Source organism: Bacillus cereus group sp. BfR-BA-01524 (genome assembly GCF_022662595.1).
GTDB lineage: Bacteria > Bacillota > Bacilli > Bacillales > Bacillaceae_G > Bacillus_A > Bacillus_A thuringiensis_S.
The window spans coordinates 1-13,025 of the sequence record NZ_JAKUDW010000131.1 but is presented as its reverse complement, the minus strand read 5'-3'; the positions used below and the strand labels follow the sequence as shown (position 1 = coordinate 13,025).

Here is a 13,025-nt window from a genome sequence, read left to right as displayed (position 1 = left end):
TTACTGGTAGAATTGCCGGAACGACAGCTGGAGAAAACGCGAAAATGCAATATTAAAAAAGAAACAGGGATTCCTGTTTCTTTTTTAATAGGTACATGAAATTATTATCGGTGATTCCACAGATATATCAGCCATTCTGTAATTATATCGGCGATTTCCCAAATATATCAGCCATTCTGCAACTTATATCGGCGATTCCCCAAATTTATAGACTTACCGACAAGAAACGACAAATATACGCTCCACTTAACTTCCCATTGCTTTTTTGTTGCTTTATATACCTTAGTACCTTTATATTTTATATTGTTGAATATTTAAAAAAGGGTAAGGGGAAAACAAATGAGAAAAAAAGTCATGATGTCTTTAATGTTAATGACGTTTCTTTCTGCGGTAGAAGGAACGATTGTTAGTACAGCAATCCCTCGTATAACGAGTGATTTGTCAGGCGTCGAACTTGTTAGTTGGGTATATGCAATTTATATGCTTGCAACAGCTGTTTCGACTCCAATATACGGAAAGCTCGCTGATTTATTTGGTCGTAAAAAAGTTTTACTTATCGGAGCTACAATCTTTTTAGTCGGTTCTGCACTTTGCGGAGTCGTTACATCGATGGAACAATTAATTTTCTTCCGCGCGCTTCAAGGTATCGGTGCTGGCGCTGTTATGCCAATCACAATGACGATTATTGGAGACTTATATAGCGAAGCGAAAGACCGCGCGAAAGCACAAGGTTGGATGAGTGCCGTTTGGGGTGTATCCGGTGTTATCGGACCGTTAGTAGGTGGATTTTTAGTTGATTCTCTTTCTTGGCGTTATATTTTCTTCTTAAACGTCCCATTCGGAATTATCGCTTGCTTAATGATTGTAATTTACTACAAAGAATCTATTAAACCTGCTAAACATCATATCGATTATCTTGGTGCAACAGTCTTCTCATTAAGTACAATCGCTCTACTATATGCATTATTAACAGGTAGCAGTAAGCAAAACTGGGGAGACATGACAATTATCGGCCTATTAATCTTTGCCGCTATTTCATTCATTATTTTCTTGTTCATCGAGAAAAAATCTCCGGAACCATTAATTCCTTTAGCACTTTTCTCTAACCGTACATTATCTACGATAAATATATTAACTCTTATTGCTGGCGCAATGATTATTAGTATTACAATGTACCTTCCAATTTGGAGTCAAGGTGTATTAGGGAAAAATGCGACAGAAGCTGGACTTATTTTAATGCCAATTCCTGTTATGTGGACATTTGGCGCTATTTTCTCTGGTAACTTAGTAGGCAAATTAAAAACAAAACAAATCATTTTACTTGGAGCTAGCATTTTATCAGTCGCTACGTTCTTATTATTTACACTATCAACCAATTCACCATCGTTCCTTATTTATGTAGCAGTCGGATTATTCGGCTTAGGAATGGGGCTTGTGACACCGATTTACATGGTAACAATTCAAGCAGCCGTACCAGCTCATACACGCGGAACAGCTGTTGGTTTAAATACATTTATTAATACATTTAGTCAAACGTTAGGTGCTGCAATATTCGGTACAATCTTCAATACGATGATTCACGCACGTGGTATTAAAAATCTTGATCTTGTATCTGGTGGACATGGCGGTACTACAGCAAACGTAGTAACCGAATCACAATCCGCATTAGCATCAAGCGTACACGTCATTTATATGAGCACTTTCGTATTAGCAGTATTTACATTAATTATTGCTTGGCTTTTATTAAAGCCAGCTACACAAACAAGTGAGCAACAATAAAAAGGATGACCATTGTGGTCACCCTTTTTTTATTCATCATTCTCCACAATATGTTTCAGCATGGATAATTTATTATCCCAAAAACGCTCATAATACGAGAGCCACTGCTGTAATTCCTCTAATGGTTCTGGATGCAAACGATATATCTTCTCTCTTCCGCTTTTTCTTCCACTTACTAAATTCGCTTCCGAAAGAATATGAAGGTGCTTTACAACCGCAGTACGACTCATCGGAAAATGATCCGTTATTTTGGAAATCGGTAACTCTTTGTCACTTAATAACCGTATTACTTCTCGGCGGGTTGGATCAGCAATTGCTTGAAATACATCATATTTCGCTGCTGACGAGGACACTTAGCCTTCGACAACCTTTTTCAGTTTTTCATTTACAATCGCTACCCAACCACCGCTCATTCTATCGCGAATAATAGAGCTCTTCGCATTCGCTTTCGGAAGAATTTCATCAGGATGTTTCCAGCCGCCGTGAATTAACGTAAATTCTGTTTTGTTATCTCCTAAGTCTTTCAAATTAAATGAAACAACCCAGCCATCTGTATCCCATGAGAAAGATAAATGGTTTGGCTCATCAATTTCTAACACTTTACATGGTGATGGCCCAAATGGCGATTGCACATGAAATTCATGCCCTACCTCTAATACAAAATCATTTGGCATAAACCATGACGCAATCCCTTCTGCAGTTGATACTACACTCCATACCTTTTGAATGGACGCGTTAAAAACGATTGTTTGTTTAATATCATTTAATGTATTTTGTTGTTCCATTTTCATTCTCCTTTACTCAGCGTTATAACATAACACCTTTTGGTTTCACTTCGATAATATAACACCTTTTAGTTTCATGTCAACGCTAATTCTTTTACTGTTGAGAAATTCTCAACATTTTTTCAACAGGACAAACACCCTCTTAGCATTTCCTCATAATATACTCACAAAGGCAATACAAAATAAAAACTTCTCTCAACATGAAACTCCATCATTCATATTGAAAGAAACGCCTTACTTATATCATGCGTACTTCGTCTCTCCTCCTTCCCTCAGGGACAATACGCGAGATATGACAAATCAGAAGGAATATGCCCACCATTTGAGTAGGTAGTTATTTCTCTTCTCCTCAACATTTCCTTAGGAGCGAAATGACTACCGACTCACTTTTTTCAAACAAAATAAAAAGGGGTTGAACGCTATGTTCTATTGCATTAACTGCTCTGATATTCATCATGAAAAACATCCAAATGATAAAGTATTCAAAAACGGTTTTTATATTGATCCATTTTTAGGTGATCGTTATCACCTTGGTATGTGTAAAGATGCCCAAAACCATGAAACAGGGGAGCCTCTTTTAACGACAAAGAAATCAGGCGCCCCCCAATCTATTATGAATGTATTACCGACACATGTTGTCCCAACATAAAGCATAAAAAAGAGCTGGCTCACCCAGCTCTTTTTTATGCTTTATAAACGATCATTGCTGAAAAACAATAAATTTGGTTTTCATCGTCGTTAATGGAAACACCAACTTGATATTTAATATCTACAAAGTTGCTATCATCAATCTTTTTCAAAAAAACATTTACAGCATCTTCTAAGTCTTTTTCGTGACTTTCATCAAATACTTTCACACGAATCATGTTAACACCGTCCTAGATCGCAGCCCTCCGCCGCTTGATTATTGCCACGGTGCGTATCTATGATGCGATAAAACTTTCCATTCTCATATATATATCCGTCTTCTAACACATATTCTTTATCTTCAGTATAGACATAAAACTTACCTATCATAAATTTACTCGTATATAATTCCAAATAATTTTGTCTAAATTTAGCTACAACTTTATTTGTAATATCAATTTTTATTGTGCGCCCCACCTTCTCTCCCTCCTTTGCAAAGAACGGATTTAGGTATATTGTATTAGCGCTTTTACATTTTATGCTTAAAAATAAGTGGATATGCCTTCTTTCTTCACCTGTACTATTTTTCTAAAAAAATCACTATAAATAAGGCTCCCAAAAAAAACATAAAAAAAGAACTTTATCTTATTGACTCGAATATAAATATTATGTTATTATATAAAATTTGACATTTTTACATATGTATGCTATCATTAAAAGTGGTTACCACATATGGAGGTGGATGATTTGTTTCAAATTGGTGATAAAATCGTTTATCCAATGCACGGTGCAGGAATCATCGAAGCAATTGAAGAGAAAGAAATATTAGGTACTTCACGTCAATATTGTGTGATACGCATCATTAGTAAAGATATGCAAGTAATGCTTCCGATGGATCAATTAAAAAAATCGGGTATTCGTTATATCGTTGATCGAGGTACGTTAGATGATATACTTCTTGAATTTCAAAACGGGGAGTCAGACCCATCACTCTCATGGAAACAAAGATATACAATGAATATGGAAAAAATGAAAAATGGCAATTTACAAGATAGCGCAGAAGTTGTTCGGGATTTACTTCGCCGTAATAAAGAGAGAGCATTAAATGCGAGCGAAAAACAAATGCTAGATAATGCACGAAAAATGATGATCAGCGAAGTCGCGCTCGTACAAAATGTTACTGAACATCAAGCAACAGAATTTCTTCAAGATACAATTAATCATTAAATTTAAAATAGCTGAACGCTATTTTTTTTGTAAAAAAAGGACAAAGAGATAAACTCTTTGTCCTTTTCATATTACCCACGCCCAGCTTGAAACGATGGGTATAAAGTCATTCCACCATCTGCAAATAACGTAATTCCAGTTACGTAACTCGCCTCTGATGAAGCAAGCCAAGTTGCTACTGCTGCAATTTCTTCAGGTTTTCCAATATAGCCCATCGGTATCATACTTTCTACGTCAGCCCGCTGCTTTGGATCAGCAAACTTTTCTGCATTGATCGGCGTATTAATTGCACCTGGTCCTATATTATTTACTCGAATACCTTTTGGCGCATATTCTAGCGCTAACGTTTCTGTCATCAGTTTAATGCCACCCTTACTCGCTGCATAGTGCACAAATAGTGGCCACGGAATTTTCTCATGAACACTAGACATATTAATGACAGACCCTTTAATGTCATGTTCTACAAAATATTTAATCGCTTCACGACTTCCTAAAAAAGCACCTGTTAAATTTGTATTAATTACCTTATTCCAATCTTCAAGTGGCATTTCATGCGACGGTACTGCATTTTCTATCCCTGCATTATTAATCATAACGTCAAGCGTACCAAATTCTTTCACAGCAGATTGAATGAGATTCACAACATCTGATTCGACCGTGACATCACCTTTTACAGCAATCGCTTCTCCGCCTACCTTTTTAATTTCTTCTAACACATCATTTGCTTCTGATTCTCGTGAGCGATAATTAATAACCACTTTCGCTTTTTCCTTAGCAAACCTTACTCCCATCGCCCTACCAAGACCAGTTGCTGATCCTGTAATAACGACCACTTTTCCTTCTAAATCACTATACATTTCAATACCTCCTTTAACTTTTTGCTATACCTAACATAATTCCGGCTGCAATAATAAAAACGATACCGACAACGATACCCGTTAATTGGCGTTTCGTTTTCTTTTCACCTAATATAAGGATCCCCCCAAGCGTGGAAATAATAATTCCCATTTGCGATAGCGAGAAACTTGTTGCGACTCCGACACGCGGTTGTGAAATGAATAAAAACATATTTCCAGCTGCCCATATTAATCCTGGAATAATATTTCGTATCGCATATTTATTAAATGGATGATGCTTAAACGTAAGTAAAATCCCCCCTAATACCATACCAACTGCTTGTGGTAATAAAGCCGACCAACCATCTACGTTAAATAACCTAATCACTACTACGTAAACTAAATAACCGACTGTTGAAATTAATAAAATTATGATACCTCTTTTAAAATTTGCTGCTTGCTCTGCATTTTTTTCTTCTTCACTTTGAAGTGATGTTAAAATAACACCGACAATAATACAAACGAGCGCTAAAATCCCAAGGACGACAGATATTGTCGTGGACCATTCATGAAATACGATAACGCCAAATAAAGTCGTCGCAACTAATTGAAGTCCTGTTGAAATTGGCATCGTCCTCGAAACGCCCATTAAATCAATACTTTTCAATTGATTCGCCTGACCAAGCGCCCAAAATAAACCTGACACAACTCCAACTCCAATAACGGTAGGTGTTAATACTGGCTTCATAAAAATATAAACAACAATTGAGAAAATAAGTGCTCCAAACGTTGTTCCGAGCGTTTGACTATACGGTCCCCCGCCCAGTTTTACGTTAAATAGCACAATACTCCCCCAAAATATAGCTGGTAAAATTGCTAAAAATATATCCATCGCCCATTACCTTTCTCTGTAAAATGTCATAAATTGAAACTTTAATCCTCCCGTAAATAGCGGAATAAGTTGCCGCTCTCAATCATTAGAATGAGCTTTCATTTTTTCTTTTTTGCGAGCACAAATCTTTTCTACAACATCATTAGAAACATTTTTTTCTCGCTCCACATTTTTTACCTTTATATGATCTAAATAATCCTCCAAAGTAAGTGTAACTTTGTCATTTGGCGGATTATGCGCCCCTTGAAATGTAAGAAATTGTAGAGTCACTTCAAATCTAGGAACAAATTCATCTGTCCTGCCAAGACGCTTTATATTTATAACTGAATCACATTCATATTGATCTTTTGTCACTTGTCTAATAACCGAATAGTACCTATTCAATAACGCACTCTCTAAAAGCTGTTCCCTTGATTCTTTCGCGAAAGAATTGCTTGGAGAAGAGAAAAAGGCCGCACATAGCATTGTGATAACTACACATATTTTTTTCATAGTTCCCTCCTTGTTCTATAGATTAGTGTTCTCAAAACTGCCATAAAAAAACGACTTTCCCTATGTAGGAAAGTCGTTTTAATGAATCCAATATTAACCACCGCTCACTGGTGGTATAAGTGCAACCACATCACCATCTTGGATCCTGTCATCTTCATTTGCGTATTCTTCATTAATCGCAACCATAATTGGCTCTGAAACTGGTACATTATATTCTTTCGCAACAACATCTTTTAACTCTGCAACCGTAATATTTTCTTTCTCTATTTGTAATTCACTTGTCCCTGCTTCTTCTTGCAGGTGCGCAAATAACAATACTCGAATCATACTTATAGCTCCTTCCCAGGCTCTCCCGCCGGATATGGTGTTTTTTCTAATTGATCACCAATCCATGAGTCACCATCTTCCCAAAACTCCTTTTTCCAAATCGGAACAATTTGTTTTATGCATTCCATAATATATTCGTTCGCTTCATAAGCCGCTTTACGGTGTGGTGTTGAAACAGCAACAACAACCGCTATATCAGAAATTTGCAACGTACCGATGCGATGTGTAATCGCAACATATGTCCCCGGCCATTTCTCTTTCACTTCCAGGCCAATTTTCTCTAGCATCTTTTCTGCCATCGTCTTATAAGCAACATACTCTAAGTATAATGTACGACGCCCTTTCGTAAACTCTCTAACCGTTCCAATAAATGTTGTAACAGCACCGCATTCACGTCGAATCACTTTCTTCGTTACCTCTTCAATCGAGATTTCTGTAGCAATTACTTCATAATATGTATTTGTCATTTCGCACTCCTAACCGTTTGTAAAAACCAGTCTATGTACAACTCTTCTTCTGTTATATGAAATACTTTATATTCTTCTCGTATATTTGCCGGGGCATCATACCACGTAATAACCGCTACTATATTTTCTACTTTATGTAAAAGCTCAACGTCTTCCGCAGAACGAAGTAACACTACTTTCGAGTAGTTCTCTTTTTTATAGCCCTCTATTAAAATTGTATCCACTTCAAAAAACTCATATAAGCGAATAATTTCTTGCAAGGACCATTTCTTTCTTAGTGAAGAAAGTGAAAGCAATCCAGCACCTTCTACACTACTTACGACAGCACCAGCTTTACGGTGTCTTTCGCTATCTTTTTGCGCTACTTCTGGAAAACCTCCGTGCCCGTGATGTTTAATTGTAGCAACTTTCATTTCACTTTCAGCTAACACATGCACAATTTTCTCTACAAGTGTCGTTTTCCCGCTATTTTGATATCCTACTATTTGTAAGATTGAAGGGGCTTTGCCCATGGCCAATCACATCCCTCAGAGTGCTCTAACAATAATATGGATACTTTCATTCCGGTCTCAAATCCTCTCGTTCCTCCAGGTAACACGATAAAAGCATTCGCATCTGCAAGTGAAGATACCGCACTCGATTTGTCTAAACCAACCGGCATCGCTTGTAACGCCCCGTCCACAATCGTTACGTTCGCTCTTACGAAACGAGTAAATGGATTTGGCTTTGGAAAATCTTTTTGTAAAATAGCATCCGCTCTATATACGTGAGGTTCCTTCGCATACAAATACGTTTTTATAATTGGTTGCACAAATAATTCAAAACCTACATAACAAGCAGACGGATTTCCTGATAAACCGAAAAGTAACTTCCCATCAACTTCAGCTACTGTCGTTACACTTCCCGGTCTCATCGCTATTTTATTAAAGAGTACATTCGCCTGTAACCTTTCATAAATAGCTGGTAAGTAGTCATAATCTCCTACCGATACACCACCTGTTGTAATTAAAATATCCACCTCATCCATCGCTAATTGAATAGCTGTAAAACATGCATCTAGCTCATCGGCGAGTTGACCATAATAACGAACTTTCCCGCCAGCTTTCATAATTTGAGCTGCGATCATATACGAGTTACTATTTCTAATTTTCCCCGGCTGTAACGGCTCATGCACTTCTAATAATTCACTTCCCGTCGTTACAATACCGACAACAGGCTGTTTTACAACTTTCACAGTGCTATATCCAAACGTTGCTAGTAAGGCCGCAACACCTGGATTAATTGCAACACCTTTCTTAACAAGAACTTGATTTTGTTTTATGTCTTCTCCTTTAAACGACACATTGTCACCGTTATTAAAAGGGCGTTTTAACTTCATATATGTTTTCCCGTTCTTCTCAAACCCTTCTGTCAGCTCGAGCATTACGACTGCATTACATTCTTCTGGAATAGCTGCTCCTGTCATAATGCGAATCGCTTCAAAAGCTCCTACTTCTTCTAAAAAAACAGAACCCGCCCCGATTTCTCCTATTACTTCAAATTCAATTGGATTCTCTTGGGTTGCTTCTTTCGTATCTTCTGCTCGAATGGCGAAACCATCGTAAGGGGAACGATCAAAATGAGGAACGTCATGATCTGAGACAACATCTTCCCCGAGAATTCTCCCGTAACTTTCCGTAATAGAAATTTCTTCTACTTCACCATGCTTCGCATATTTCATTACCCGTTCTACTGCCTCAGCAACTTGAATTGGAATTCGTTTTTCTACCATCGTTTCTCACCTCATATTTGCAATTTTTTTTATCTCGATTAAACTTTATGTATTCAATAGAAATTACTTCAAGGAGGAATTCCATGTCTTCATTTACACATTTTAATGACCAAGGACGCGCAAAAATGGTTGATATAAGCGACAAAAAAGCAACCGTTCGAACAGCAATTGCGTGCTCTAGCATTGTCGTTACGAAAGAAATTTACGATAAAATCTCTCACAATGAAATTGGGAAAGGTGACGTATTAGCAGTTGCGCAAATCGCAGGCATTATGGCTGCGAAACGTACTTCTGATATTATCCCAATGTGCCATCCTTTATTATTAAAAGGTGTTGACGTTTCTTTCGATTGGAAACAATCAGAAGAACAATATCGTTTACTCATTGAAGTAAAAGTTAAAACAGAAGGTAGCACCGGTGTTGAAATGGAAGCTTTAACAGCTGCTTCCGCTACCGCTCTTACTGTGTATGATATGTGTAAAGCTGTCGATAAAGGTATGATTATCGGCGAAACGTACTTACTTGAAAAAACAGGTGGAAAAAGTGGAGATTATACGAGAAATTCATAATCCTCTCTCCGTTGAACCTAAAGGAAATCCTTTAGGTTCAACCTATATATCTTGCATATAAACTTTTCGCTACATTCATATCATTCGTCCCATGAATAAACGCCCTGCCATCTGTAAATAAAACAAAACGATATTCTTCTACCGGAAATGATAATAAATAAGGTGTCGCCTTTATCTCTACGCTTCTTTGTAAGCGCTTTTTAATTTCTTCTAAATTAAAGTTCTTACGCACACCCGGGCGAATTTGCACTGTATTTCGCCCACATAACACTTCTGTTTTTGTTTGTGCTTCAAATGTTAAACTCGGATATGTACGTAACCTTCCGCAAGATAAACAAGTATCTTTTTTCTGTCTATTCACTTTAAATGCCATCTGTTGATTATTCCAAAGATCAAACGATAACATCGTTTCACGAAGCGCCCCAAAGTCTTCTACTAATATTTTCAACGCTTCCGTAATTTGATGCGCAACTACTAATTGTACAGCCGGTTGTATAATACCAGCTGTGTCACATGTTGCTCCGCTCGCTGGATGCTCCATTAGACAGCGAAAACACGGTGTTTTCCCTGGTAAAATTGTATACGTTACTCCGTAACTCCCGACGCAACCACCATATATCCACGGAATATTATACTTTTGTGAAATATCATTAATGAGAAGACGCGTTTCAAAATTATCTGTCGCATCTAATATTAAATCTACATCACGCACTAACTCTTCCATTTCTTGCACCGTTACATCCGTCACAACCGGATTTATTTCCACCTCAGAATTAATCGCTTGTAAATGTTCTGCAGCCGCTATCGCCTTCGGTTTATACTGCTTTGCATCTTCTTCCGTATATAGTTGTTGTCTTTGTAAATTACTCCATTCTACATAATCACGATCAGCAATCTTTACTTTTCCAACCCCTGCTCTAACAATCGCTTCTGCATTTGCCGCACCGAGAGCACCAGCACCAATAATAAGCACATGCTTCTCTCTTATTTTTCTCTGTCCTTCTTCTCCAACACCAGAAAATAATATTTGTCTTGAATATCGCTCCTGCATGCGATAGCCCCCTTTCTTATCCTCCTATATAAGACATTTCGATTTTCGGACGATTTTTTGCACTTTCTTCTGTCCGTTCATCCGAATACCTATCTTTTCTATTCATCCATACATCTTGTATAACACTTAATAACTCCTCATCCGAAAGATTTCCTCTAAGAAGTTCTCTTACATTCAAACCCTCTGTCGCAAATAAGCACGTATAAAACTTTCCATCTGCCGAAATTCTCGCCCTCGTACAAGAGGCACAAAATGACTCAGAAACAGATGTAATAAAACCAACTTCAACATTTGTTCCAACATACCGATATCGCTTCGCAACTTCACCAAAGTAATGGGCTTCAGCTGGCTCAAGCGGATACACCTTATGAATCATCTCAATCAATTCTCGTTTTGTAACCACTTGATCAAAATTCCACCCATTTGTACTACCAACATCCATAAACTCAATAAACCTAAGCGTGATCCCTTGCTCTTTAAAATACGCAGCCATCGGAAGTACTTGATGATCATTCATCCCTTTTTTCACAACCATATTTACCTTTACTTCCAGCCCCGCCTCTTTAGCTGCTATAATTCCCTTAATCACCGGTTTCGTATTAATATTTCGACCATTAATATTCTTAAATATGTCGTCATCTATCGCATCTAAACTAACATTCACTCTATGTAATCCAGCTTCTTTTAATGCCTTCGCTTGTTTCGTTAAATGGATAGCATTTGTCGTTAACCCTATATCTATTAGCCCATCAATTTTCACAAGACGTGCAATAAGTTTTGCTAAATCTTTACGAAGTAGTGGCTCACCGCCAGTAATTCTAATTTTTCGTACACCGATGTTAACAAATAATTTTGCCAAACGCTCAATTTCATCAAAAGTTAGTAAAAACTCATCTTTCAAAAAAGCATAATCTGGCCCAAATATTTCCGCTGGCATACAATATGTACATCTAAAATTGCAACGATCAATGACAGATATACGTAAATCTTGAAGTGGGCGTCCAAAAAAATCTTTAACCATCTCCCGCATCGCCACCCTCCCTTTCTGCCAAATTTCTTTCTTTTCATTCTATTATAATATATTTTCGAACTGCGATGTTTTTGCTCAAGTGAATAAAGTGAAACTTTAAATAATTAGAGGGTATCCACTCCCCCTGGTTAACGAAGTTTACTTCCAGATACAAGGATAAAAAAACCTTGAAACATAAAGGTTTCAAGGTTTTCTGCTTATTAACTTAATCTAATAATAGTTAGAGTAGCCCCTGGCGTTGTCGTTGATAATGTAGCTATTGCAACTAATCCAAATAACTGCAAGCTAACAGTGGCTCCAGCAGGCAAGTTAGCAATTATTGGTGCACTAAATGAACCAGTAGCCACTGCCGGGGAGTTTATCGTTCCCGCAAGCGGACTACCATTTACAGTTATACGCGAACTTACAAGTAATCCTGCCGTTAAATTAATTGTATAGGCTATATAATAGTTTCCTGCATTCGCAACTGTAAATACAGTATTTCCACCACTAACGGTTATTCCTGGTCCAATATTTTGATTGTTTGGTAACGGTATATTCGTACCACCTAATAAAACGGAAATAGCGGTTCCTGATGTATTATTCGCAAACGCATACGTTGCAGTTGTACTGACTCCGGTCGCTCCTGTCGCTCCGGTTGCTCCAGCTCCGGTTGGACCAGTTGGACCTTGGATTCCTTGTGAGCCGGTTGGACCTGTATCTCCAGTTGGACCTTGTGAACCTGTTGCTCCAGTTGCCCCCGCTGGACCTTGGATTCCTTGCGGGCCTTGAATTCCTTGTGGACCTGTCGATCCGGTTGCTCCTGTCGCTCCCGTTGGGCCTTGTATCCCTTGAACTCCTTGGGGACCTTGTGCTCCCGTTGCCCCTGTCGGACCTTGTGGGCCTTGCAATCCTTGCACACCTTGTGGACCGGTTGGACCTATCTCTCCTTGTACCCCTTGGATTCCAGTTGGGCCTTGTGGGCCTGTCGGACCTTGAATTCCTTGAATACCTTGAATACCCTGTGGACCTTGTGCTCCAGTGGCTCCGGTTGCTCCTTGAATCCCTTGGGGACCTTGTAACCCTTGAATTCCTTGGGGACCAGTTGGACCTATGTCGCCTTGCGGGCCTTGGATTCCCTGTGGGCCTTGATCTCCTGTCGCACCAGTTACTCCTTGTATCCCTTGCGGACC

General features: G+C 38.3%; 18 protein-coding genes. 4 read left to right on the top strand and 14 right to left on the bottom strand.

Annotation, left to right across the window (positions count from 1 at the left end; all coding sequences use genetic code 11):
- Positions 1–339: 339 nt before the first annotated feature.
- Positions 340–1,779 carry an MDR family MFS transporter gene (locus MR170_RS27690; protein ID WP_242310183.1) on the top strand — a complete coding sequence of 480 codons (1,440 nt, stop codon included), beginning with the start codon at positions 340–342 and terminating at the stop codon, positions 1,777–1,779.
- Between the two features lie 29 nt (positions 1,780–1,808).
- On the opposite strand, the gene MR170_RS27685 is transcribed toward MR170_RS27690, so the two are convergent.
- Both MR170_RS27685 and MR170_RS27680 read right to left on the bottom strand, forming a co-directional pair.
- Positions 1,809–2,132 (bottom strand): ArsR/SmtB family transcription factor, encoded by a 324-nt coding sequence (locus MR170_RS27685; protein WP_016080024.1) that lies wholly within the window; start codon positions 2,130–2,132, stop codon positions 1,809–1,811.
- Positions 2,133–2,564 (bottom strand): SRPBCC family protein, encoded by a 432-nt coding sequence (locus tag MR170_RS27680; RefSeq protein WP_000437769.1) that lies wholly within the window; start codon positions 2,562–2,564, stop codon positions 2,133–2,135. It lies immediately after the preceding gene.
- A 421-nt stretch (positions 2,565–2,985) separates the two neighbouring features.
- On the opposite strand from MR170_RS27680, the gene MR170_RS27675 reads away from it, so the two are divergent.
- Positions 2,986–3,213: a DUF3973 domain-containing protein gene (locus MR170_RS27675; protein ID WP_078186251.1), complete on the top strand. Its 228-nt coding sequence runs from the start codon at positions 2,986–2,988 to the stop codon at positions 3,211–3,213.
- A 34-nt stretch (positions 3,214–3,247) separates the two neighbouring features.
- Here MR170_RS27675 and MR170_RS27670 read toward each other — a convergent pair whose 3' ends face one another.
- Both MR170_RS27670 and MR170_RS27665 read right to left on the bottom strand, forming a co-directional pair.
- Positions 3,248–3,430 carry a sporulation protein Cse60 gene (locus MR170_RS27670; protein ID WP_000621751.1) on the bottom strand — a complete coding sequence of 61 codons (183 nt, stop codon included), beginning with the start codon at positions 3,428–3,430 and terminating at the stop codon, positions 3,248–3,250.
- A gap of 1 nt (position 3,431) precedes the next feature.
- Positions 3,432–3,668, bottom strand: a complete 237-nt coding sequence (locus MR170_RS27665) for a DUF2553 family protein (protein ID WP_000533806.1) — start codon at positions 3,666–3,668, stop codon at positions 3,432–3,434.
- A 255-nt stretch (positions 3,669–3,923) separates the two neighbouring features.
- Here MR170_RS27665 and MR170_RS27660 point away from each other — a divergent pair, with 255 nt between their 5' ends.
- Positions 3,924–4,418 (top strand): CarD family transcriptional regulator, encoded by a 495-nt coding sequence (locus MR170_RS27660; RefSeq protein ID WP_000451442.1) that lies wholly within the window; start codon positions 3,924–3,926, stop codon positions 4,416–4,418.
- A gap of 71 nt (positions 4,419–4,489) precedes the next feature.
- On the opposite strand, the gene MR170_RS27655 is transcribed toward MR170_RS27660, so the two are convergent.
- The 7 genes from MR170_RS27655 to MR170_RS27625 all read right to left on the bottom strand — a co-directional run bounded on the left by MR170_RS27655 (position 4,490) and on the right by MR170_RS27625 (position 9,203).
- Entirely contained in the window at positions 4,490–5,275 is a 786-nt protein-coding gene (locus tag MR170_RS27655) for a glucose 1-dehydrogenase (RefSeq protein ID WP_213744105.1), read from the bottom strand.
- Between the two features lie 13 nt (positions 5,276–5,288).
- Positions 5,289–6,146 carry a glucose uptake protein GlcU gene (gene glcU / locus MR170_RS27650; protein WP_000350865.1) on the bottom strand — a complete coding sequence of 286 codons (858 nt, stop codon included), beginning with the start codon at positions 6,144–6,146 and terminating at the stop codon, positions 5,289–5,291.
- Between the two features lie 78 nt (positions 6,147–6,224).
- On the bottom strand, positions 6,225–6,638 hold the full coding sequence (locus tag MR170_RS27645) for a DUF3888 domain-containing protein (protein WP_016080019.1): 414 nt from the start codon (positions 6,636–6,638) through the stop codon (positions 6,225–6,227).
- 93 nt (positions 6,639–6,731) lie between these two features.
- A complete protein-coding gene (moaD, locus tag MR170_RS27640) occupies positions 6,732–6,965 on the bottom strand; it encodes a molybdopterin converting factor subunit 1 (protein WP_242310181.1) in 234 nt (77 codons plus the stop codon).
- A gap of 2 nt (positions 6,966–6,967) precedes the next feature.
- Positions 6,968–7,432, bottom strand: a complete 465-nt coding sequence (gene moaE, locus MR170_RS27635; RefSeq protein ID WP_242310179.1) for a molybdopterin synthase catalytic subunit MoaE — start codon at positions 7,430–7,432, stop codon at positions 6,968–6,970.
- On the bottom strand, positions 7,429–7,944 hold the full coding sequence (gene mobB, locus MR170_RS27630; RefSeq protein ID WP_042969130.1) for a molybdopterin-guanine dinucleotide biosynthesis protein B: 516 nt from the start codon (positions 7,942–7,944) through the stop codon (positions 7,429–7,431). The genes moaE and mobB overlap by 4 nt, the downstream gene beginning before the upstream one ends.
- Entirely contained in the window at positions 7,914–9,203 is a 1,290-nt protein-coding gene (locus MR170_RS27625) for a molybdopterin molybdotransferase MoeA (protein WP_242310177.1), read from the bottom strand. Before MR170_RS27625 ends, mobB begins: the two co-directional genes overlap by 31 nt.
- An 83-nt stretch (positions 9,204–9,286) precedes the next feature.
- Between MR170_RS27625 and moaC the strand changes: the two genes are divergently transcribed.
- Entirely contained in the window at positions 9,287–9,772 is a 486-nt protein-coding gene (gene moaC, locus MR170_RS27620) for a cyclic pyranopterin monophosphate synthase MoaC (RefSeq protein ID WP_000094146.1), read from the top strand.
- 37 nt (positions 9,773–9,809) lie between these two features.
- On the opposite strand, the gene MR170_RS27615 is transcribed toward moaC, so the two are convergent.
- The 3 genes from MR170_RS27615 to MR170_RS27605 all read right to left on the bottom strand — a co-directional run.
- Complete coding sequence (locus MR170_RS27615) at positions 9,810–10,823, bottom strand: molybdopterin-synthase adenylyltransferase MoeB (protein ID WP_242310175.1); 1,014 nt, start codon at positions 10,821–10,823, stop codon at positions 9,810–9,812.
- 16 nt (positions 10,824–10,839) lie between these two features.
- On the bottom strand, positions 10,840–11,853 hold the full coding sequence (gene moaA / locus MR170_RS27610; RefSeq protein ID WP_016080014.1) for a GTP 3',8-cyclase MoaA: 1,014 nt from the start codon (positions 11,851–11,853) through the stop codon (positions 10,840–10,842).
- Between the two features lie 200 nt (positions 11,854–12,053).
- The coding region (locus MR170_RS27605; protein ID WP_481746790.1) for a BclA C-terminal domain-containing protein at positions 12,054–13,025 on the bottom strand (972 nt) is incomplete at its 5' end.

Bases quoted from the DNA above. Each gene is read 5' to 3' on its own strand.
- moaE (WP_242310179.1), bottom strand. From the start codon at position 7,432: ATGACAAATACATATTATGAAGTAATTGCTACAGAAATCTCGATTGAA.
- mobB (WP_042969130.1), bottom strand. From the start codon at position 7,944: ATGGGCAAAGCCCCTTCAATCTTACAAATAGTAGGATATCAAAATAGC.
- MR170_RS27645 (WP_016080019.1), bottom strand. From the start codon at position 6,638: ATGAAAAAAATATGTGTAGTTATCACAATGCTATGTGCGGCCTTTTTC.
- MR170_RS27675 (WP_078186251.1), top strand. From the start codon at position 2,986: ATGTTCTATTGCATTAACTGCTCTGATATTCATCATGAAAAACATCCA.
- moaC (WP_000094146.1), top strand. From the start codon at position 9,287: ATGTCTTCATTTACACATTTTAATGACCAAGGACGCGCAAAAATGGTT.
- glcU (WP_000350865.1), bottom strand. From the start codon at position 6,146: ATGGATATATTTTTAGCAATTTTACCAGCTATATTTTGGGGGAGTATT.
- MR170_RS27690 (WP_242310183.1), top strand. From the start codon at position 340: ATGAGAAAAAAAGTCATGATGTCTTTAATGTTAATGACGTTTCTTTCT.
- moaD (WP_242310181.1), bottom strand. From the start codon at position 6,965: ATGATTCGAGTATTGTTATTTGCGCACCTGCAAGAAGAAGCAGGGACA.
- MR170_RS27625 (WP_242310177.1), bottom strand. From the start codon at position 9,203: ATGGTAGAAAAACGAATTCCAATTCAAGTTGCTGAGGCAGTAGAACGG.
- moaA (WP_016080014.1), bottom strand. From the start codon at position 11,853: ATGCGGGAGATGGTTAAAGATTTTTTTGGACGCCCACTTCAAGATTTA.
- MR170_RS27660 (WP_000451442.1), top strand. From the start codon at position 3,924: ATGGAGGTGGATGATTTGTTTCAAATTGGTGATAAAATCGTTTATCCA.
- MR170_RS27670 (WP_000621751.1), bottom strand. From the start codon at position 3,430: ATGATTCGTGTGAAAGTATTTGATGAAAGTCACGAAAAAGACTTAGAA.
- MR170_RS27680 (WP_000437769.1), bottom strand. From the start codon at position 2,564: ATGGAACAACAAAATACATTAAATGATATTAAACAAACAATCGTTTTT.
- MR170_RS27615 (WP_242310175.1), bottom strand. From the start codon at position 10,823: ATGCAGGAGCGATATTCAAGACAAATATTATTTTCTGGTGTTGGAGAA.
- MR170_RS27655 (WP_213744105.1), bottom strand. From the start codon at position 5,275: ATGTATAGTGATTTAGAAGGAAAAGTGGTCGTTATTACAGGATCAGCA.